Below are 19829 nucleotides of genomic sequence, written 5' to 3'. Positions count from 1 at the left end.
GTAAGCCCGGCCCATCCCATTCCCATTCCCACCTCCCCCATTCCCCCATTCCCCCATTTCCCAATCCCTCTAGCCCCGCCGTTGCTTGCGTTCTTTATCATGCTGGTTGGCCAGCACGGCGATGGCGCACAGCACCACAAAGGTGGCGGCGTTGGCGGGGATCTGCAGGTTGAAGTCGGTAAAGGAGTGGATCATCAGTGCCAATATGCCCATGGCGGCGGCAAAGCCGACTCCGCTTCGGTACCAGGATTCGGTGCGCCACAGAGCACGCAATGCATGCCAGAAGGCCAGCAGCACAAAGGCGGCCAGGGGCAGGGTGCCGATAAGCCCGTATTCGATGGCAAACTGAATAAAGTCATTGTGGGCATGATCGAAATGCATCACCGCAATATCCGGCCCCATATACTGCGGAAAAACAGCCTCGAAGCTGCCGGCACCACTGCCGGTCAGCCAATGCTGCTCAAGGGTGGGCAGCGCCTGCAGATAAACGTCATCACGTACTTCGTTCTGGCGGGCTACCACCACTTCGTTGACCACCTGATCTTCAAAGCGGGTATTGATCAGCCGGTCTTTCAGTTTATCCAGGCCGAAATACTGGCTGATCATCAGAATATCGATCAGCACAAAGCTGGCGAGCAAAATAATATTTCTGACCCTGTTTTCTTTATTAAGCAGAATAAAGATGCCGCCAATGACCACCAAGCTAATAAAAAAGGCGGTATTACCCATGCGCGAGCGGCTCATTACCAGGCCAATCACCATGATCACCAGGCCGATACGCAGCCGGGCCTTGGGCCCCATAATCAACTCCAGTATCGCCTTCCAGCTGAACGAACCGCCGTCCCGCAGGGCCATCAGCAGGCCGATGCCGCAAGCCAGGGTCAGTTCCAGATAACCGGCCAGATGGTTGCGGTTAACAAAGGTGCCGGTGGCCAGGCCCCGGTAACTGGTTTTTTCGGTAAAAAAGGTCCACTCCAGGCCAGAAAGCGTCATCAGGGTGCCGTAAAACGCCTGTACGGTGCCGCTGGCGACCAATACCGCCAGCAGCGCGGTCAACCGGCGCCGGGTATGAAACACGCTCAGCACCATGACAAACAGCAACGAATAGGCCAGCCCGAGCATCAAATACTGAAAGCTGGCGCCCACATCCAGGCTGATGCCCAGTAACAACTGCAACGCCACCCAGACCTGGGCCGCGAGCAGCAGGGCCAGCATGGGCCAGGCGGCGCGCAATGCCCGGCTGACCGGTTTTTGCTGCCTGAGTCGAGCAGCCGCCCACAGCATGGCCAACAGGCCCACCAGCAGCACCAGCAGCCCCATGGACCAGTCCCGATTGCTGCCCAGTGGCAACGGCAGCCAGACAATCAGCGCCAGCAGGCCCAGATAAACAGAAGAATCAAGCAGAGCGCGTTTTTGCATACCTTTTTCCGTTAATAAATATGATCCCGCAGGCGCCCATTCATGCGGCGCGAATCATCTACCGGCGTGGCGTTAACGGCCCGAGCTGCAAGCCCTGCCGACTACGGTGGCAGCTAGGGGGTGGTAAAACCCTGGCGCCGCAGGCATCCACCTGCTTCAAATAAAAACGCGCCCGCAGGCGCGTTTTGACTCAAACTGGTCCCTGCTCTCCAATCAGTTGGGGCTGGCAGGAGTATTGCCGCCACCGTTGGAACTGGGGCGAGGTTGAACACCGGTATTGTTGGTCGAAGTACCGCTGGTGGAAGTACTGGACTGGCTGGCAGCTGCAACACCGGCAGCCACGGCGGTTTTTACGGCGGCGGCCGCGGCGGGAGCAGCCTTGGTGGCGGCGGCACTAATGGCGGTAGAAGCGGCAGGGGCAGACTGGGCCGCACCTTGGGCCACAGCGGCGGCCAATGCCGGCTGGCTGGCCACTTTGGTGGCGGCAGCGGCAGTTACGCTCACGGCGGCGGCGGGGTTGGCGGCAACCACGGCGGCCACGGCGGACTTAACGGCGGCGGCGGCCTCTGCTGCCGGCATGGAAGCGGCAATAGCAGAAACCACATTGGCAACGGCGGCGGCAATGGCGGCTTCGCCTTCGGCGGCCAGAACTTCAGCGGTCAGCTCGGGGGACAGTGCCACACCGGCACCCTGCAATGCATCCAATGCGGCCTGGTCGGCAAAAGCAGGACCGGCAGCCAGGGCCGCGGCCAAAGAGAGAGCAGTAAGCGTTTTACGCATTGATAAACGTCCTCGTTTTAATATGTGGCCTGTGTCCCGTTAGCCCAATGGTCAGGTTGAAGGCAATCTCATTGCGGCCAGAGACAAACATGCTTAATAAACAACCAATATAAGCGAACTGAAAAACAGTCTCGATTGTATATCTCCCCATCACCGCGGGCAATGCGCATTACCCAGATTTCATAAAAGTAAAATGGGACCAGGTTCAAATTCGGGAAACCAGCCAAATTCCCAGATCCAATAAAAGCGGAGATTAAATTTTTATGTCAGTTACCGGATCTTCAGCCAATATGACGGCGGCAAGATCGAGCCGCTGGAAATAAACCGCTGGCAGAGCATCAATTTGTTACCAGCCCTTTATTCATGAGGCTTTGTTGGTGTAGAATCTCGGCAGAAATGGTTTTAAAACGATACATTAGTCTGTAACTTTTTGATTTTAAAGGTTTTTGTGGCTTGTCTGGTTTTGCCATTAAATCGTCATTTTTATGCGGTAGGTTGGCGTGCGGCAAGCTGGGGCTCGCCGTTAAGCTACGACAGAGTTGAGCGGTGTCCAATGCGGTAAACTTTGTTTTTGATCAAAAAATAACCAGTGTCGCTGTGCTGAGTAGACAGAGATAAACGGCTTAATTAAGAAAAACATAAATTAATAAAAACGCGTCCAATATCTCTTTGCGGTGGCAACCATGAAGGGATTGCACATTTTCTAGTGGAATTGTATAGGTGAAGGAATCCTGATTTATGAGCAAACAACACTCCCTGTTTACTCTGTCGGCGGTGGCAACCGGCATTATCTTTGCGAGCCAGGCGAACGCCATCGAGCCGCAACCCATAGATCTTGGCGGTGTTGGCCTGGTGCCCACCCTTAAAATCAGTGAAACCTACGACGACAACATCTGGGAAGCCGCCGATGGCGACGAAAAGCCCTCGTCCTGGGTTACCGTGGTCGAGCCCAGCCTGACCCTGGGGGCCCGTGACCGGTTGAACACTTATCAGCTCAACTACCGCTTGAGCAATTCGACCTTCCATTCCAGCCATGACGATGATCACACCGATCACTTTTTGCGTGCCGACAGCCACATGGAATTCAGCGCCCGCAGCCGTCTGGATCTGAATGCCGGTTACAGCAAGCAGCAGGACACCCGCGACAGCACCAACCGTGATAATGATGAAATCGGCAATAAATATCACAGTACCAACATCGGTGGCCTGTACGGCTTTGGCGCCGAAAGCGCCAAGATGCAGCTGGAGCTGGGTGCCAACCAGGAATGGCGCACCTACGACAACAACCGCGACAGCGGCTCTTTCACCCGTGAAAAAGACCGTGACACCCTGAGCCTGGTGACCACCGGTTATTATCGGGTAGCGCCCAAGACCCGCCTGCTGGCCGAAGTGCAGTACAACGACTACGACTACGACACCAATACCCTGGACAGCGAAGGCTATCGTTACCTGGTGGGTGCCACCTGGGACGCCACCGCCAAGACCACGGGTACCGTCAAGGTGGGTTATGAAGAAAAAGACTTCGCCGACGCGAGCAAGAACGACCCGGACAACAGCACCTGGGAAGTGGGCGTGACCTGGTCTCCGCTCACCTATTCCCGCGTGAAGCTCAACTCCAGCAGCCGTGCCGAAGAGGGCAGCTCCACCGAAAACTTTGTGGACACCACCAGTTACGGCATCAGCTGGGAGCACGATCTGACCGATCGCATCACCACCAACATCGGCTACACCTTTACCGACAAGGATTATGAAGGTGGTAGCAACGAAGGCCGTAACGACGAGCTGGACAGCTACAACCTGGGCGTAAACTACAAGATGCGCCGCTGGCTGGATCTGGGTGTGGGCTACAGCTTCAAGGACAACAGCTCCACCGACGCGGATAGCGCCTACGATCGCAACCAGGTGTTTTTCAGCGCCACTGCCAGTCTGTAAGTTTGGTTAATTTCCCTGTCCGGCCGTGCCGGGCAGGGATTTTTCATTTGTTTTCAAGTAAAAAAGCGGGAAGTCGTCATCGATGAAAGTGATTCATACACTTTGCATCTTGCTGGTGTGGGCCCTGGGTGCAGGCGCCGTGCAGGCACAAGACAGTGGTTCTCAATATGCGCTGGGATCGGGTGATTTGATCCGGGTGAGTGTATTTGGTGAACAGGACCTGAGTTTTGAGCAAATCCGGCTGAACGACGCCGGTACTTTTTCTTACCCGTTTCTTGGCTCGGTCAATGCCAAGGGCAAAACCGCCAAACAGGTGGAAAACCTCATTATCAACGGGCTGCGCGGTGACTACCTGATAGACCCCAAGGTGTCGGTCAGTATTCTCGAGTACCGTGAATTCTACATCAACGGCGAAGTCGGTGACCCCGGTGGCTACCCGTTTCAACCGGGCATGACCTTGCGCAAGGCGGTGGCCCTGGCCGGTGGCTTCAGCGAGCGAGCCTCGCGCAGTGCCTATTACATTATTCGTGACGCAGACCAGAGCCGTACCCCGCAAAAAGCCTCTTTGGATACCCCGGTCATGCCTGGCGACATCATCACCATTGAACAGAGCTTCTTCTAAGCATGGACACGAGCAAAATTCCCGGATTTAACCAGCACGACCAGAGTGCGGATGACGAAATCGATCTGCGCCAACTGTGGTTGGCCATTTACCGCCGCAAGTGGAGCATTATTACCCTGACCCTGGTGGTAGCCATGCTCAGCGTGCTGGTGGTGTTCAACATCACCCCGGTTTACCGGGCCAACGCCACCCTGCTGATAGAAAACAAGTCGGCCAATGTGGTGTCTATCGAGCAGGTATACGGCATAGACGGCGCCGGCAGCGAGTATCTGCAAACCCAGTTCGAGCTGCTCAAGTCCCGGGCCATGGCCGAGCGGGTGGTACGCCAGCTGAACCTGGACACCCATCCGGAATTTGATCCCCGCCAACAGCCCGCGCCGCTGGTGGACTGGCGTGGCATGATCAAGCAGGTGCTGCCGACCCTGCCCGGCGATCTGGAACAAGAGCTGGCACCAACCGAAGCGCAGATTTTCGATGCGGTGGTGCGAAGCTTCCGTGAGCGCATCAGCATCTCGCCGCAGGGCAAGACCCAGCTGGTGGAAGTGAGCGTAGAGATGAACGATGCCGCTACCGCCGCCCTGGCGGCCAACGCCTTGGCCGATGGCTACATAGAAAGCCAGCTGGAAGCCAAGCTGGACATGACCCAGACCGCTACCAGCTGGATGAACGAGCGCCTGGGCGGCCTGAAAAACAGCCTGGACGATTCCGAGCGCCGGCTGCAGGCCTTTATGGAGCAGGAAAACCTGCTGAATCTGGGTGGCATTACCACCGTGAGTGCCAGCGAACTGAGCAACACCGGTGAACGGCTGACCGATGCCCGGCGCGAGCGCAACGCCGCCGAGAGCATGTATCGCCAGGTATCGGCCATCAGCAGCTCGGACTATCGTCGTTTGTCGAGCGTGCCGGCGGTGATTGCCGATCCGGTAGTGGCCCAGTTCAAGGCGGCAGAAGCCACCGCCAGCGCCAAGGTGCAGGAGCTGAGCCGCCGTTACGGGCCCAAACACCCGGCGATGATTGCTGCCCAGAGCGACCTCAACTCTGCTCGCCAAAGCCTGAAGGCCCAGGTGGAGCAGGTGGTCGGCGCCATCGAAAACAACTACCGGCTGGCCATGGCCAACGAACAGGGTCTGCAGAGTTCGTTTGAACAGAACAAGGAGCAGATCCAGAACATCAGCCGCAACGAGTTCCGGCTGCGTGAACTGCAGCGCGAGGTGGAGACCAACCGCTCCCTGTACGACACCTTCATGACCCGGCTGAAGGAAACCAGCGCCACCCAGGATCTGGAAACCGTTAACGCCCGGGTGGTAGACCGCGCCGTGGTGCCTGCAGCACCGGTTAAACCCAAGAAGAGCCTGATCGTGGCCCTGGCTTCTATGCTGGCGCTGATGCTGGGGGTGGGTCTGGCACTGCTGCTGGACATGCTCAACAACACCTTCAAGGGTACCGCCGACATAGAAGGCAAGCTCAACCTGCCGGTGCTGGGCATTCTGCCGTTGCTGAAGGGCAAGGTCGGCAATGTGGCGCGCCAGTTCAAGCAGGGCAAAGACAAAGCCTTTGCCGAGTCGGTGCGAACCATTCGTACCGGCCTGGTATTGTCGGGCATCGACAATCCCTACAAGCTCACGGTGGTGACCTCGTCCGTGCCCGGCGAGGGCAAGAGCTCGGTGTCCAGCAACCTGGCCATGGCCCTGGGCCAGATGGAAAAGGTACTGCTGATAGACGCCGACATGCGCCGCCCGACCGTGGCCAAAAACTACGAGTTTGCGGTGGGTACCCCCGGCCTGGCCAACCTGATTGCCGGCACCGCCCAGCTTAAAGAGTGTATTCAGCAGGCCGATGGCATGGATATCATGCCCGCCGGCATGGTGCCGCCCAATCCGCTTGAGCTGCTGTCGAGCGATCGTTTCGCCAGGCTGCTGGCGGAGCTGAGCGAACAGTATGACCGCATTATCATTGACTCGGCCCCTACCCAGGCGGTAAGCGACGCCCTGGTGCTGGCCCAGCACGCCAATGCCGTGATTTATGTGGTGAAGAGCGAAGCAACCGCCATTCCTCATGTAAAGGCGGGTATCGGCAAGCTGCTGCAGCTGGGTGCCCCGGTCAAGGGCGTGGTGCTCAACCAGCTGGATGTGAAAAAAGCGGCCAAATACGGCTACAGCTACGGTGGTTATTACGACTACTACGGCTACAGCAAATCCGGAGCCGAGGCATAAACAATGACTGCACGGCTTGTTGATATTCATAACCACCTGCTGCCCGGCATAGACGACGGCGCCGCCAGCCTGGGCGATGCCCTGGCCCTGGCCCGGGCCGCGGTGGCAGATGGTATTACCCATTGCGTGTGCACCCCGCACATGCATCCGGGCAAGTTCGACAATGACCGTGCCTCTATCAGTGCCGCCTTTGGGCAGTTAAAGGCGGCATTGACAGAGCAAGCCATTCCCCTGCACATCGCCATGGCCGCCGAGGTGCGCTTTGGCCTGGAGCTGATGGCGCAGATAACCAATAACGAGATCCCGCTGCTGGGCCAGTGGCAGGGCAAGCCGGTACTGCTGCTGGAATTCCCCCATAACGAGATTCCCTTTGGTGCCGACAAGCTCACCCAGTGGCTGTTTAAACAGGGCATAGTGCCGATGATCGCCCACCCGGAGCGCAACCGGGGCGTGCAGGAAAGCCAGCGCAAGCTGACTCCCTTCATCAACCAGGGCTGCCTGTTTCAGGTAACGGCCGGCTCGGTAACCGGTTATTTTGGCAAACCCAGCCAGCAGCTGGCGGAACAATTGCTGAAAGAAGGCATAGTGACGGTGCTGGCCAGTGATGCCCACAACCTGCAATACCGCCCGCCGATGCTGCAACAGGGCCGGCAGGCCGCCGCCGCCATAGTGGGGGAGGTGGCCGCCCTGCAACTGGCCAGCGTTAACCCCTGGACCATTACCGAATCTCTGTTTGCGGAACAGCAGGCATGAGCGTGTACCCGGTAGGCCCCCATTTATGGGGGCAACAAAGCTACAAATTTGCACAACCTATGGTGCGGCACCGGTACCCCACGGCACTTAAAGGAGCACAACGGTGAACCAAGTTGCACAGCGCACGCTCCTTATCGCCTTCATCATGCTTGCCCTCGGGCTTGTCTACGGCGGCGGCCGCATGTTGCTGGCCGGTACTTATCAGTATCAGACCGACCAATTCCTGGATGACTGGGTTACCAAAAATCGGCAACCGGAGCCCCTGGCCTGGATGGTGGCGGAAGCTGCCGTCCGCAAGGCCATTGCCCTTTACCCACTGGCCAACGCCGATTACCTGGACCGCCTGGGCCGGGTGTATGACTGGCAGCACATCAGCCTGCCCATCGGCAGCGAACAGGCCCACACCAGCCGCGAGCGAGCCATTAACGCCTATCGATATGCCATTGCAGTTCGCCCCAACTGGCCCTTTAGCCACAACAACCTGGCCACCGCCAAACTGCGCCAGGGCGAACTGGACGACGAATTCAAACAGGCCATGGAAAGCGGCTTTACCTTGGGCCCTTGGCGAGCCATTGCCTACCAGCAAACCGCCTGGCTGGGCCTGGTAAGCTGGCACACCTTGAACGAACAAGAACGCAAAACGGTAACCAGCGCCATCCACCATGGCCTGACGCACACCGGCAGCAGCAAGCAATATATTCAGCAACTGCTGACCCGACTGCAGCGGCAGGACTTGATGACAGGGAGTAGGGAGTAGGGAGTAGGGAGTAGGGAGTAGGGAGTAGGGAGTAGGGAGTTGGGAATAGTAAGTGACGGGGACTGGGGATTAGGGATTAGGGAATTGTAAGTGCGTGGGATCGGTGTTGGTTTACCATTCCCCATTCCCCATTCCCCATTCCCGATGGATTAAGCCGTTCCCCTGGTTTTGCTCGAATACCACAAATCAATCCGGCAATGGGAGCAACGCCAAATAACTCCACGGGCGGTAGCGTACCCAAAGCAACATTGTAGGTCCCAATTTATTGGGGCAATTGACCGAACTTTGTAGCCGCCGCTTCAGCTGGCGGAACCGACGGCGCAGCATCATCAGGCTCACATCGTTTGTAGAACGCTCTTAACCTCTCTTGTCGGGTCGAATTTATTCGACCGCTCTATTGTCATTCCCGCGAAGGCGGGAATCCATACAACAGGCAACGCATTCTTATAACCGTACGCAGAACAACACAACAAACACCAAAAACACGGAATAAAACCATGAAAGCCATCATCCCCGTTGCCGGCCTGGGCACCCGCATGCTGCCCGCTACCAAAGCCATTCCCAAAGAAATGCTGCCCATCGTAGACAAGCCGCTGATCCAGTACGTGGTGAGCGAAGCGATCGCCGCCGGCATTAAAGAAATCATCCTGGTCACCCATTCCAGTAAAAACTCCATCGAAAACCATTTCGACACCAGCTTTGAACTGGAAGCCACGCTGGAGAAACGAGTAAAACGCCAGCTGTTGGATGAAGTGCGCGCCATTTGCCCAAGTGACGTAACCATAATGCACGTGCGCCAGGGCGTGGCCAAAGGCCTGGGTCATGCGGTGATGTGCGCCTACCCGCTGGTGGGTGACGCCCCCTGTGTAGTGATATTGCCGGACGTGTTAATTGACGATGCCCAAAGCGACCTGAGCCAAGACAACCTGGCTCAAATGCTGGCTCGCTTTAAAGAAACCGAACGCAGCCAGATAATGGTAGAGCCTGTGGCGAATGAGCAAGTAAGCCAATACGGCATTGCCGACTGTATGGGCCATAAACTCACCAGTGGCGAGAGCAAGCTCATCACCGGCATAGTGGAAAAACCGAAGCAAGAAGAAGCCCCCTCTAACCTGGCAGTAGTGGGCCGCTATGTATTGAGCGCCGCCATCTGGCCGCTGCTGGCCAATACCGCCCCCGGCGCCGGCGACGAAATTCAGCTCACCGATGCCATAGCGGCACTGATGGAACAAGAACAGGTAGAGGCTTACAGCATTGTCGGCAAAAGCCACGACTGCGGCAGCAAACTGGGCTATATGCAGGCCAACGTGGAATATGCCCTGCGTCACCCCGAGCTGAGCGAAGCATTCAGCCGGTATCTCGCACAATGGTGCGCAGGCGGCTCGGCTGCAACTTGCCGCGAAGCGGCAACAGGTTAAATCAACACTGTTTTTGTAGCCGCCACTTTAGTCGGCGGAGCCTGCGCAGCAGGCTATTTGTACAAGGCCCTACCACAGTAGGGCAAAACACCTCTCCCTCACGGTCAAAACAATGAAAAAAATACTCACCGTATTCGGCACAAGGCCCGAGGCCATTAAAATGGCCCCCTTGGTTCACGCCTTGGCCGCCGATAATCGCTTCGAAGCCAAAGTTTGCGTTACCGCCCAGCACCGCGAGATGTTGGACCAGGTGCTGGAGCTGTTTGAAATAACCCCGGATTATGATCTCAATATCATGAAACCGGGCCAGAGCCTGAATGATGTGACCACCAGTATCCTGCTGGGCATGAAGTCGGTGCTGGAAGAGTTCAAACCAGATGTGGTACTGGTTCATGGCGATACCGCCACTACTTTCGCCACCGCCCTTGCGGCCTATTATCAGCAGATCCCGGTCGGGCATGTGGAAGCAGGTCTGCGTACCGGCACCATCTATTCCCCCTGGCCGGAAGAAGCCAACCGCAAGTTGACTGGTGCAATAACCAGCTATCACTTCGCGCCTACCGAGACCTCCCAACAGAACCTGGTGAGGGAGGGCGTTAACGCTGCCGATATTTCCGTTACCGGCAACACGGTGATCGATGCGCTGTTCTGGGTTCGCAATAAAATTGCGATGAGTCAGCATCTCGAACAATCACTGGCGGCAGCCTATCCCTTTCTGGATAACAGCAAAAAGCTGGTGCTGGTTACCGGCCATCGGCGAGAAAGCTTTGGCGGTGGCTTTGAACGCATTTGCCAGGCGTTGAAAAATATTGCCGAGGCGCACCTAGACGTGCAGGTGCTTTACCCCGTGCACCTTAACCCCAATGTGCAGGAGCCGGTCAACCGCCTGCTCAAGGGCGTAGATAACATCTTCTTGATAGAGCCCCAGGATTACCTGCCCTTTGTGTACCTGATGACCCGCTCCCACCTTATCCTTACCGACTCCGGCGGCATTCAGGAAGAGGCGCCTAGCTTGGGCAAGCCGGTGCTGGTTATGCGTGACACTACCGAGCGGCCAGAAGCGGTAGCCGCAGGCACGGTCAAACTGGTGGGTACAGATGTCACCAAAATTACCCGAGAGGTTGCCGCACTGGTCTCCGATGCTAACGCCTATGCGGCCATGAGCCAGGCTCACAACCCCTATGGCGATGGCGAGGCTTGTTTCCGTATCCTGGAAGCACTGGCTAAATAAGCTATTCCCTATTCCCTATTCCCTATTCCCTATTCCCTATTCCCTTAAGGTTTTTACATGCAGTACAACACCATTTCCGTAATTGGCCTGGGCTATATAGGCCTGCCGACAGCAGCCGCCTTTGCCGCCCGCAAGAAAAAAAGTGATAGGTGTAGATGTAAATCAGCATGCAGTAGACATCATCAACAAAGGCGAAATCCACATAGTGGAGCCGGAGCTGGACATGGTGGTGCATGCAGCGGTAACCGAAGGCTACCTGCGCGCGACGACCATCGCCGAGCCGGCAGATGCTTTTCTGGTGGCCGTGCCCACTCCCTTCAAGGGCGATAATCACGAGCCGGATCTCGGCTATATAGAAGCCGCCAGCAAAGCCATTGCTCCTGTACTCAAGCCCGGCAACTTGGTGATCCTGGAGTCCACTTCGCCAGTAGGTGCCACGGAGCAGATGGCCGCCTGGTTGAGCGAAGCCCGCCCGGAGTTGACCTTTCCGCAAACCCACGGCAATGATGCCGATATTCGCATCGCCCATTGCCCGGAGCGTGTATTGCCCGGCCATGTAATGCGCGAGCTGGTAGAAAATGACAGAGTTATTGGTGGCATGTCGCCCAAATGCTCCGAAGCAGCAGTAACCTTGTACAAAACTTTTGTGCAGGGCGAGTGCGTAATAACCAATGCCCGTACCGCCGAAATGGCCAAACTGACTGAAAACAGCTTCCGCGATGTCAACATCGCCTTTGCCAACGAGCTTTCCATGATATGTGACAAGCTGGATATCAACGTATGGGAGCTGATCAAACTGGCTAACCGCCACCCGCGGGTTAACATCCTGCAGCCCGGCCCTGGTGTAGGCGGCCACTGCATTGCCGTGGATCCCTGGTTTATCGTCAGTCAGGCACCGGAACAGGCCAGGCTTATCCGTACTGCCCGTGAGGTGAACGACAGCAAACCGCAGTGGGTGATTGAAAAAGTGAAATTGGCAGTGGCGGATTTCCTGCAAGGCAATCCGGAAAAAACCGCCAGAGACGTGACCATCGCCTGCCTGGGGTTGGCTTTCAAGGCGGATATTGATGATTTGCGAGAAAGTCCGGCACTGGCTATTGCGCAAAAAATTGCGGCTGAACATCCGGGAAGTGTTATTACTGTCGAGCCAAACATAAAAGCGCTGCCTGAAAAGCTTAAGGGAAGTCTCTATCTGGTGAGTCAGGAAACTGCGGAAGCTGAAGCTGATATAAAAGTATTGCTGGTTGACCATAAAGAATTCAAATCGAATCAGTACGTATGCAACCCCAGGCAAAAAGTGGTTGATACCCGTGGTGTGATATCCAAGCAGCCAGCATGATGCAAAAGAACCACAAGCGTATTCTGCGCAACACCGGCATGCTCTATCTGCGTATGCTGCTGGCCATGGTTGTGGGGCTATACACCTCCCGCGTGGTACTGGATGTACTGGGAGTTGAGGACTTTGGTACCTACCATGTAGTGGTCGGCTTTGTCGCCCTGCTGGGCTTTATGCAGGGTGCCATGACCACCGCCACTCAGCGTTATTTTGCCTTCGACCTGGGCGAGAATAACGGCAGCAACCTGCGTATCCTGTTTAATACCAGCCTGCAGATTCACGCTCTTATGGCGGTGTGCATCGCGCTGATGGCCGAAACGGCGGGCTACTGGTTTGTCAGCACCCAGCTGACTATCCCGCCCGACCGGCTGGGTGCCGCACTTATGGCCTATCACCTGTCGGTAGCCGCCTTTACCGTTAGCGTGATGACAGTCCCCCTGACTGCCATGCTGATGGCCAATGAACGCATGGGCCTGTTTGCTCTGATGAGCATGGCCGATGTGCTGCTTAAGCTGGTGGCGGTATTGCTGCTGTCATACCTCGCCTACGATAAACTCAGCATGTATGCCGCTCTGCTACTGGCCGTGGCACTGATTACCTTCAGTGGCTACCTGACGCTCAACCGTACCATTTTTCCGGCGGTGCGGTTGCAGTGGAGTTGGCATGGTGAGTGCTTTCGCAGCATGCTGGGGTTCACTGCCTGGAATACTTGGGGCAATTTGGCTGCGGCACTCTCTGAGCATGGCAATAACGTATTGCTCAATATATTTTTCGGCCCCGCTGTGAACGCTGGGCGTAGTATTGCCAGCCAGGCCAACGGAGCCTTGAACAATTTTGTGGTGAATGTGCAGGCGGCGGTAAATCCCCAGATTGTTAAACTCTATGCTGGTGGCAACAAGACGGAAATGCACAAACTGGTATTACAGGCGGCCAGGTACAACTTCTATATCCTTTTTACCCTGGCGTTACCCGTACTGCTGAATACCGAAGCACTGCTGAATATCTGGCTGGTGCAAGTGCCGCCTTATGCAGCGGTATTCTTGCAATTAATCATAATCGCCTCGTTAATTAACTCGATATCAGGCCCTCTGATGACCTCTGCCCAGGCAACGGGACATATTCGCCTGTATCACACTGTTGTTGGCGGAATTTTGCTGCTTAATGTGCCGGTCGGCTATGTATTCCTTTCTCACGATTTCCCCCCCGAAACCATTCCGGTGGTAACTATTGGGCTAGCCATAATCGCCTTGGTAGCGCGGCTATTGATAATTGCACCGCTGATTGGCCTGTCTGTGGGCGAGTTTCTTTCGGGGGTGGTGGTCAAAGCTTTCCTGGTTTCAGTAGCAGCAGGTGGGGGGGGGGGCTATGCTGCAGGTTGCAACAGCAGGAACTCTGTTGGCCCTGCTCACCAATCTGATAATGGCAGTTCTACTTGCTCTGATTACGGTATGGTTTGTTGGTTTAGACAAAATGGAAAGGCACAAGCTAGCAAGCTTTTTGAAGACTTTTAAGGTACGGTACACTTGATATGAATTTGAGCAAACCCATTGTTCTGAGCAAGGTAGTGGAGAATGACCTGTGCATTGGCTGTGGTGCCTGTATACAAGCCTGTTCAAGCAAGGCATTGGATGTGAAATGGAACAATTACGGCTTTCTGGTTGCGACCAGTAACGATAACCAGTGTGATGCGGGGGGGGCTTGTATTGAGGTTTGTCCGTTCAACCCAGAGCCAGGCCCTGAATATAAAAATGAGGATGGTCTGGCTGAAACCTTTTTGTATGAGTCGCCAAAACAGCACCCCAAAATTGGCCGTTATTACGACATCTATGCCGGTTACTCACTCAAACACCGTATTACTTCCTCTTCTGGCGGTATTGCCACATTCATGTATGAAAAGCTTTTTGATAAAGGTCTGATAAATCATGTGGTAACCGTTGGCGAAGCAGGAACTGCGGATGCGCATTACCAGTACAATATTGTCAGTAATAAAAACAATCTGCTGAGCATCTCAAAAACCCGCTATCATCCGGTTACGCTGGCTAATGCGCTGGAAAAAATAAAACAGCTGGATGGGAAGGTGGCAATCAGTGGGGTTGGCTGTTTTATAAAGGCTATCAGGCTTGCCCAGGATAAAGATCCGGTATTGAAAGAAAAAATTACCTTTCTTGTTGGGATTATTTGCGGTGGTGTTAAAAGCAAGTTCTTTACCGACTATCTGGCTGGAAGGGCCGGTACAGCATTACCTAAGTATTCCAACCCAGAATACCGTGTCAAAGAGCCTACCAGCACTGCCATGGACTACGGTTTCAGCTGCACGGACAACCCCAGCAGTGCCACAAAACTTATAAAAATGCGTGAAGTGGGTGATATGTGGGGTACCGGCTTGTTTAAAGCCAATGCTTGCGATTTTTGTGATGATGTAACAACAGAGCTGGCTGATATCTCGCTTGGGGATGCCTGGCTTAAGCCCTACAACCAGGATGGTAGGGGGCATAACGTCATTGTTAGCCGCAGCTTCATAGCCGATCAGATCCTGCTGGAAGGAAGAGACAGCGGTGAGCTGGAGCTGGAACACTTGCCCCAGGAACAATTTCTAGCATCCCAACAAGGTAGCTTTAATCACAGGCACGATGGCATGAGTACGAGACTTGCTCTGGCAACATCTGCCGGTGCGGTGGTACCGCCCAAGCGTGTAGATAAGGTCAAACTGCCCATTCACCTCAGGCTGGTCCAGCAAGGGCGCAGGCAAACGCGCTTAAAAAGTCTGGAAATTTGGGCTGAATATAAAAATTCGGTGGAGTTTGACCGACGTATGAAGCCGGTATTGTTGAAATTGAAACTCGTTACCCGGTTGTCGCACGCTGTGCGCAAGGCTAAAAAAATAAGCGGAATGAAATCATGAAAATCGCAATCATGACCCAGCCATTGGGAAAAAACTACGGCGGCATTATGCAAGCCTGGGCATTACAACATGTGCTTAAACGCATGGGGCATGAAGTAGTTACAATTAACCGTCAGCCTAATCAGCCCAGCATTGCCCACAAGGCTGCTCGCTTGGCCTACCGCGCTGGCATGAAAGCCATCGGCAAGCGCAAGGCACCAATCAATTTTGAGAAGCGCCTGCCTTATATACTGCAAAATACTCAAAGCTTTATAGACCAACACATCACCATGTCTGAGCCACTTTACAGTACACAACAGCTCAGAGAGCACTTCGATCGTGAAAACTACGATGCAGTGATCGTTGGCAGTGACCAGGTTTGGCGACCGAAGTATTCTCCATGTATTGAAAACTTTTTTTTGGATTTTCTTGAAGACAAGAAAATTAAACGTATAGCCTATGCGGCATCTTTCGGTGTAGATGAATGGGAATTCACCGAAGAGCAGACCCAGCGCTGTGCGGCCCTTGCAAAGCAGTTTGATGCTATCAGCGTGCGTGAGGATTCAGGTGTAGAGCTGTGCCGCAAACATCTCGGCGTGGAAGCCACTCATGTTCTGGACCCAACCTTGCTGCTGGATAAAGCGGATTATGAACAACTTATTGGGGCAGAGCGACTGAACGAAAAGCCTTCTGGTGTTTACACCTACTTTTTGGATAAAACCCCAGAGAAATTCGCATTGGCGCAGCAGGTCAGTCAGGAGTTGGGGGAGTCGATATATTCATGTAGGGCACGGAAAAGTATCGGAGAAGACGCCTCCGAAATAACTGACTACATTATGCCGAATATAAAAGACTGGTTGGCGGGCTTTGCTAACGCAAAGTTTGTGCTGACGGATTCATTTCATGGGATGGTTTTTTCCATTCTATTCCAAAAGCCCTTTAGAGTAATCAATAATACTGGTCGTGGCACAGCACGGTTTATTTCCTTGTTGGAGCTTACGCAGCAGACGGATTGCTTTATTACAATAGAGAAGGCTAAGTTAAATGCCGTTATTTCTGTCTGTGAAAAAATTTTAAATATCATGCTTGATGACATGCGAAAAAAATCAGATTTTTATCTTGGTGCATTCCTAAATGATTAGTACCCCAGGGAAACCATACATCTCTATCATTTTGCCGACATACAATGTAGAAAAGTATATTGATCGTTGTCTGACGTCTTGTATAAATCAGACGTGCAAAGATATAGAGATTATCGTCGTCGATGATTGTGGTAGTGATAGATCTATTTCAATAGCTGAGCAGTGGTCACTCAAAGATGAACGGGTGAAAATAGTAAAGAACCCTAAAAACATGGGCACCTATCATGCTCGTCGAGCTGGTGTTGAGGCTGCGAAGGGAGATTACTCTTTATTCCTTGATCCTGATGATGAGCTAGATTGCAATGCAGTGGAAATAATAAAAAATAAAACAAATAATAATGATGCAGACGTGGTGTTCTTTCAGGCTAAACAGATCCCTGAAAGCAGAAGTTCTTTGGGGTTTTCAGGAATTCCTAAGGAAAATGTTAGAAAAAAGCCAGTGCAGAAAATATTAAAAACTCGTGGGCTGAACTTTGGTACACTTGGGAAAGCTTACTTTACATCCTCTGTAAAAAATGCATTCGCGTTCCTCGCTGTTAGCGAAGATATTAGGCTTATATATGCTGAAGATGCTCTTATTTTTTTTGCCGTGCTTGCACACACAGAGAAGTATATGTCTATACGTGAGCCTCTTTATATTTATTATCGAAATGACGAGTCAATAACAAAGAGAAAGTCAGATGAGCTTACAGCGTTTAAGTCTGAGCAAATATCCCTAGTGGTTGATCTGATGTTGGATAAGCTTGAGATGACGCCGTTGGGCACAAGAAGAGCGTTGAATAAAGTGCCTTGTAAATTAGTTTCTGATAATCATCTCTTGCAACGATATGGCAGCAATGTGCGTGCTGGTAAAAGTAATTATTTGTATCATGTGCTGAGATCCATGGCATCTAGGAAATCCCTAGCCGATGCAGTTAGGGTGGTTTTGTTTTTATTTACGGCTGGGCTTATAAAGCTCTGAAAAATAATCAAATGAAAGTTAATAAGCAGAAAGCGTTAATCGGAATAGTTTTGTTTTTGTTTGTGGTGAGCGCTCTTGATAAATATATAGAGGGCGTTAGGTATATTAAATACCTGATACCGCCTGTTTGTTTTGTATATGCTATTGTCACGAAGACAGGGCTGACTATTAAAGAGTCGGGTGTAAAAGCGTTTGTTTTTCTGGCTGTCTATACTCTTTTGATGGTGCCGCTCGGCAATCAGTATGGCCTTCATGACGTTTATTTTTATCTAACATTTCTTTCGCCTTTTGTAGTGGGGCTTAGGCCTTCGATGAAAGTAAAAAACCTCTTTATTTTATTTTCTTCTGTATTTTTTATTACTCAGATGGCTAATATTCTGTCGGGCGGATTTGAATTCTCGCTTATGGACTCTAAGTCAACGTTTGAGGACCATACGTTCGCATTTGTTATAGGTTTGTTTGCGATTTGTTTTCTTGTGACGGAAAAGAAGTCCCTCTTTATTATTGCTCTTGTGCTGGCAATTCTTTCACTTAAGAGGATATCCCTTTTAGCTATTATAGTGTGTGGCTTGATTTATTTTTTAACAAGGCGGTCAAATAAGCCTGTTGCCCTAGTTGTTACCTTAGCGTTGACTGCAAATATATTGTACATTTTTGCCGCATACTTTGTTGCAACGCCTGAATTTAGTGAGTTGTCACAGCAGTTTTTTGGTGTCAACGCATCGCAGCTGACTATGGGGCGAAATGTTCTGTATTCATCGATTTTTCATGATTCTAACTCGGGCTTTATAAGTAAAGTATTCGGACATGGTGCTGGCGATTCCTATATATTAGCGGCGGCATCAATTTTTAATCAGGATGGTAAGGTTAATCTTCATAGCGATATTCTGAAAATATATTATGAGCTTGGCTTGGTTGGATTGTGTTTTTTCATATCGCTTTTGTATACATATAAAACGAAAGCGGTATATCTTGCTGTTTATATTAATGTGATTTTCTTGACTGATAACGTGTCTACTTACCCATTGGTTATGTTTGTGTTCTTTGTTTTGTGTGCTTATATAAGACAAAGTGATAGTGAGTTGAGTGGTTCAGTAGCTTTAAATGAAAATAATAAAAGTCGAGCTATGTTTTAATATGAGTGTTCTTTTTTGCGTGCAGTTACCTCCCCCCATCCATGGCGCTTCGGTCGTCAATAAAACCATATCGGACAGTAGTGTAATAAATGCTGCTTTTGATACGAGGTATGTAAACATATCCCCTGCATCTGAAATAGCAGACTTGGGTAAAGTGTCTTTTAAGAAAGTGCTAGCTACCGCGAAAATTTATCAGCTAGCTATACAGACGTATCTAACATTTAAACCTAGGCTTGTCTATCTCACGCTCAGCCCCCATGGCGCAGCTTTTTACAAGGATGGGTTGTTGGCTATTTTGCTGAAGATGCTCGGTGCAAAGTTGGTCTTTCATATGCACGGTAAAGGAATTGCTACAGTGGCCAAGAAGTCTCGATTCAAGAAAGCCCTGTATCGCGTTGTCTTTAAGGGTGTAGATGTTATCCATCTTTCTGAATCACTTTTTTATGATGTGGAGCCTGTACGGGATCAAGTAAGGAGCTTGGTTGCTGTACCCAACAGCGTGCAGGCACCGCCCGAAGTGGCGGTGGAGAAGGATGAAAATATTTTTACCTTTGTGTATCTGTCCAACCTTGTGCGGACCAAAGGCGCGGATGTTCTGGTCAGAGCCGCGGCACTTATGCCAAAGCATCTGCAAGATAAATTCCAGGTGAAAATTGTCGGCAAGGAAAGTGATAAAGAATACACAGATGAAATCCAGAAACTACTGGATGAAAATGAATTGAATAATGTCCATTTTATAGGGCCAAAATATGGCGATGAAAAGTACCTTGAGCTGTGTTCGGCAGATGTTTTTGTGCTGCCTACCAGATTCAAAAACGAATGTTTTCCTCTGACTATACTTGAAGCCATGTCCTGTGGTATTGCTGTTATATCTACTCAGGAAGGAGCTATTCCTACTATTGTGGAAAATGGAATGACGGGTGATATTTTGGATGAGTGTACACCTGAGGTGCTTGCTGAAGTAATGATTAAGTATATAGAAAACCCGGATTACCTGAAAGCATGTGGAAAGGCTGGGCGGGAAAAATTCAGTGCGCATTATACTCCGCAGGTGTTTGAAGAAAAACTCACATTAGCTCTTAAGACGTTTGCTAAATAACTGATCCTAATAGTGCTACATTCTGGCTGTTCCGTAACGACTCCCAGGAAATGGCGAAACGGTATCCATAAAATGTCTGACTCGCTTCAGCAGCGATACCATGCTGTAGCACTGGTGATTGCGGGTTACCGTCTCATGCAGCTTGTGCC

16 protein-coding genes and 1 pseudogene are annotated in these 19829 nt (G+C 52.2%); 14 read left to right on the top strand and 3 right to left on the bottom strand.

The window, feature by feature from the left end; translation table 11 throughout:
* Window positions 1-69: 69 nt before the first annotated feature.
* A complete protein-coding gene (locus BFR47_RS13125; RefSeq protein WP_071473491.1) occupies window positions 70-1419 on the bottom strand; it encodes an O-antigen ligase family protein in 1350 nt (449 codons plus the stop codon).
* A 213-nt stretch (window positions 1420-1632) separates the two neighbouring features.
* Window positions 1633-2199, bottom strand: coding sequence for a hypothetical protein (locus tag BFR47_RS18050; RefSeq protein ID WP_175514112.1), 567 nt, complete (start codon window positions 2197-2199; stop codon window positions 1633-1635).
* 738 nt (window positions 2200-2937) lie between these two features.
* Between BFR47_RS18050 and BFR47_RS13115 the strand changes: the two genes are divergently transcribed.
* The 14 genes from BFR47_RS13115 (at window position 2938) to BFR47_RS13050 (ending at window position 19680) form a co-directional block, all read left to right on the top strand.
* On the top strand, window positions 2938-4131 hold the full coding sequence (locus BFR47_RS13115) for an outer membrane beta-barrel protein (RefSeq protein ID WP_083399139.1): 1194 nt from the start codon (window positions 2938-2940) through the stop codon (window positions 4129-4131).
* Between the two features lie 82 nt (window positions 4132-4213).
* Window positions 4214-4753: a polysaccharide biosynthesis/export family protein gene (locus tag BFR47_RS13110; protein ID WP_071473489.1), complete on the top strand. Its 540-nt coding sequence runs from the start codon at window positions 4214-4216 to the stop codon at window positions 4751-4753.
* A 2-nt stretch (window positions 4754-4755) separates the two neighbouring features.
* Window positions 4756-6966, top strand: a complete 2211-nt coding sequence (locus BFR47_RS13105) for a GumC family protein (RefSeq protein WP_071473488.1) — start codon at window positions 4756-4758, stop codon at window positions 6964-6966.
* A gap of 3 nt (window positions 6967-6969) precedes the next feature.
* Window positions 6970-7719, top strand: coding sequence for a tyrosine-protein phosphatase (locus BFR47_RS13100; RefSeq protein ID WP_071473487.1), 750 nt, complete (start codon window positions 6970-6972; stop codon window positions 7717-7719).
* A gap of 103 nt (window positions 7720-7822) precedes the next feature.
* Window positions 7823-8476, top strand: a complete 654-nt coding sequence (locus BFR47_RS13095) for a hypothetical protein (RefSeq protein WP_071473486.1) — start codon at window positions 7823-7825, stop codon at window positions 8474-8476.
* A gap of 497 nt (window positions 8477-8973) precedes the next feature.
* Entirely contained in the window at window positions 8974-9894 is a 921-nt protein-coding gene (gene galU, locus BFR47_RS13090; RefSeq protein WP_071473485.1) for a UTP--glucose-1-phosphate uridylyltransferase GalU, read from the top strand.
* 112 nt (window positions 9895-10006) lie between these two features.
* A complete protein-coding gene (gene wecB / locus BFR47_RS13085) occupies window positions 10007-11125 on the top strand; it encodes a non-hydrolyzing UDP-N-acetylglucosamine 2-epimerase (protein ID WP_071473484.1) in 1119 nt (372 codons plus the stop codon).
* A 142-nt stretch (window positions 11126-11267) separates the two neighbouring features.
* Complete coding sequence (gene wecC, locus BFR47_RS13080) at window positions 11268-12464, top strand: UDP-N-acetyl-D-mannosamine dehydrogenase (RefSeq protein WP_342713635.1); 1197 nt, start codon at window positions 11268-11270, stop codon at window positions 12462-12464.
* Window positions 12461-13972 (top strand): MATE family efflux transporter, encoded by a 1512-nt coding sequence (locus tag BFR47_RS13075; protein ID WP_071473483.1) that lies wholly within the window; start codon window positions 12461-12463, stop codon window positions 13970-13972. Before wecC ends, BFR47_RS13075 begins: the two co-directional genes overlap by 4 nt.
* 17 nt (window positions 13973-13989) lie before the next feature.
* Window positions 13990-15363: a Coenzyme F420 hydrogenase/dehydrogenase, beta subunit C-terminal domain gene (locus tag BFR47_RS13070; RefSeq protein ID WP_071473482.1), complete on the top strand. Its 1374-nt coding sequence runs from the start codon at window positions 13990-13992 to the stop codon at window positions 15361-15363.
* Window positions 15360-16484, top strand: a complete 1125-nt coding sequence (locus tag BFR47_RS13065) for a polysaccharide pyruvyl transferase family protein (protein ID WP_071473481.1) — start codon at window positions 15360-15362, stop codon at window positions 16482-16484. Before BFR47_RS13070 ends, BFR47_RS13065 begins: the two co-directional genes overlap by 4 nt.
* Entirely contained in the window at window positions 16477-17445 is a 969-nt protein-coding gene (locus BFR47_RS13060) for a glycosyltransferase family 2 protein (protein WP_083399138.1), read from the top strand. The genes BFR47_RS13065 and BFR47_RS13060 overlap by 8 nt, the downstream gene beginning before the upstream one ends.
* 11 nt (window positions 17446-17456) lie before the next feature.
* On the top strand, window positions 17457-18581 hold the full coding sequence (locus BFR47_RS13055) for an O-antigen ligase family protein (RefSeq protein ID WP_071473479.1): 1125 nt from the start codon (window positions 17457-17459) through the stop codon (window positions 18579-18581).
* Entirely contained in the window at window positions 18550-19680 is a 1131-nt protein-coding gene (locus BFR47_RS13050) for a glycosyltransferase family 4 protein (protein WP_083399137.1), read from the top strand. Before BFR47_RS13055 ends, BFR47_RS13050 begins: the two co-directional genes overlap by 32 nt.
* Before the next feature lie 15 nt (window positions 19681-19695).
* On the opposite strand, the pseudogene BFR47_RS17840 reads toward BFR47_RS13050, so the two are convergent.
* Window positions 19696-19829, bottom strand: a pseudogene (locus tag BFR47_RS17840) (IS630 family transposase); the annotation flags it as partial.

It is taken from the genome of Oceanisphaera psychrotolerans (assembly GCF_001870485.1).
Taxonomy (GTDB): domain Bacteria; phylum Pseudomonadota; class Gammaproteobacteria; order Enterobacterales; family Aeromonadaceae; genus Oceanimonas; species Oceanimonas psychrotolerans.
The sequence above is the reverse complement of the archived record's forward strand: the minus strand, read 5'-3'. Positions and strand labels throughout refer to the sequence as shown.

Excerpts from the sequence above, each read along its gene's own strand:
- BFR47_RS13125 (WP_071473491.1), bottom strand. The coding sequence starts at position 1,419 with ATGCAAAAACGCGCTCTGCTTGATTCTTCTGTTTATCTGGGCCTGCTG.
- BFR47_RS18050 (WP_175514112.1), bottom strand. The coding sequence starts at position 2,199 with ATGCGTAAAACGCTTACTGCTCTCTCTTTGGCCGCGGCCCTGGCTGCC.
- BFR47_RS13115 (WP_083399139.1), top strand. The coding sequence starts at position 2,938 with ATGAGCAAACAACACTCCCTGTTTACTCTGTCGGCGGTGGCAACCGGC.
- BFR47_RS13110 (WP_071473489.1), top strand. The coding sequence starts at position 4,214 with ATGAAAGTGATTCATACACTTTGCATCTTGCTGGTGTGGGCCCTGGGT.
- BFR47_RS13105 (WP_071473488.1), top strand. The coding sequence starts at position 4,756 with ATGGACACGAGCAAAATTCCCGGATTTAACCAGCACGACCAGAGTGCG.
- BFR47_RS13100 (WP_071473487.1), top strand. The coding sequence starts at position 6,970 with ATGACTGCACGGCTTGTTGATATTCATAACCACCTGCTGCCCGGCATA.
- galU (WP_071473485.1), top strand. The coding sequence starts at position 8,974 with ATGAAAGCCATCATCCCCGTTGCCGGCCTGGGCACCCGCATGCTGCCC.
- wecB (WP_071473484.1), top strand. The coding sequence starts at position 10,007 with ATGAAAAAAATACTCACCGTATTCGGCACAAGGCCCGAGGCCATTAAA.
- BFR47_RS13075 (WP_071473483.1), top strand. The coding sequence starts at position 12,461 with ATGATGCAAAAGAACCACAAGCGTATTCTGCGCAACACCGGCATGCTC.
- BFR47_RS13070 (WP_071473482.1), top strand. The coding sequence starts at position 13,990 with ATGAATTTGAGCAAACCCATTGTTCTGAGCAAGGTAGTGGAGAATGAC.
- BFR47_RS13065 (WP_071473481.1), top strand. The coding sequence starts at position 15,360 with ATGAAAATCGCAATCATGACCCAGCCATTGGGAAAAAACTACGGCGGC.
- BFR47_RS13060 (WP_083399138.1), top strand. The coding sequence starts at position 16,477 with ATGATTAGTACCCCAGGGAAACCATACATCTCTATCATTTTGCCGACA.
- BFR47_RS13055 (WP_071473479.1), top strand. The coding sequence starts at position 17,457 with ATGAAAGTTAATAAGCAGAAAGCGTTAATCGGAATAGTTTTGTTTTTG.
- BFR47_RS13050 (WP_083399137.1), top strand. The coding sequence starts at position 18,550 with ATGAAAATAATAAAAGTCGAGCTATGTTTTAATATGAGTGTTCTTTTT.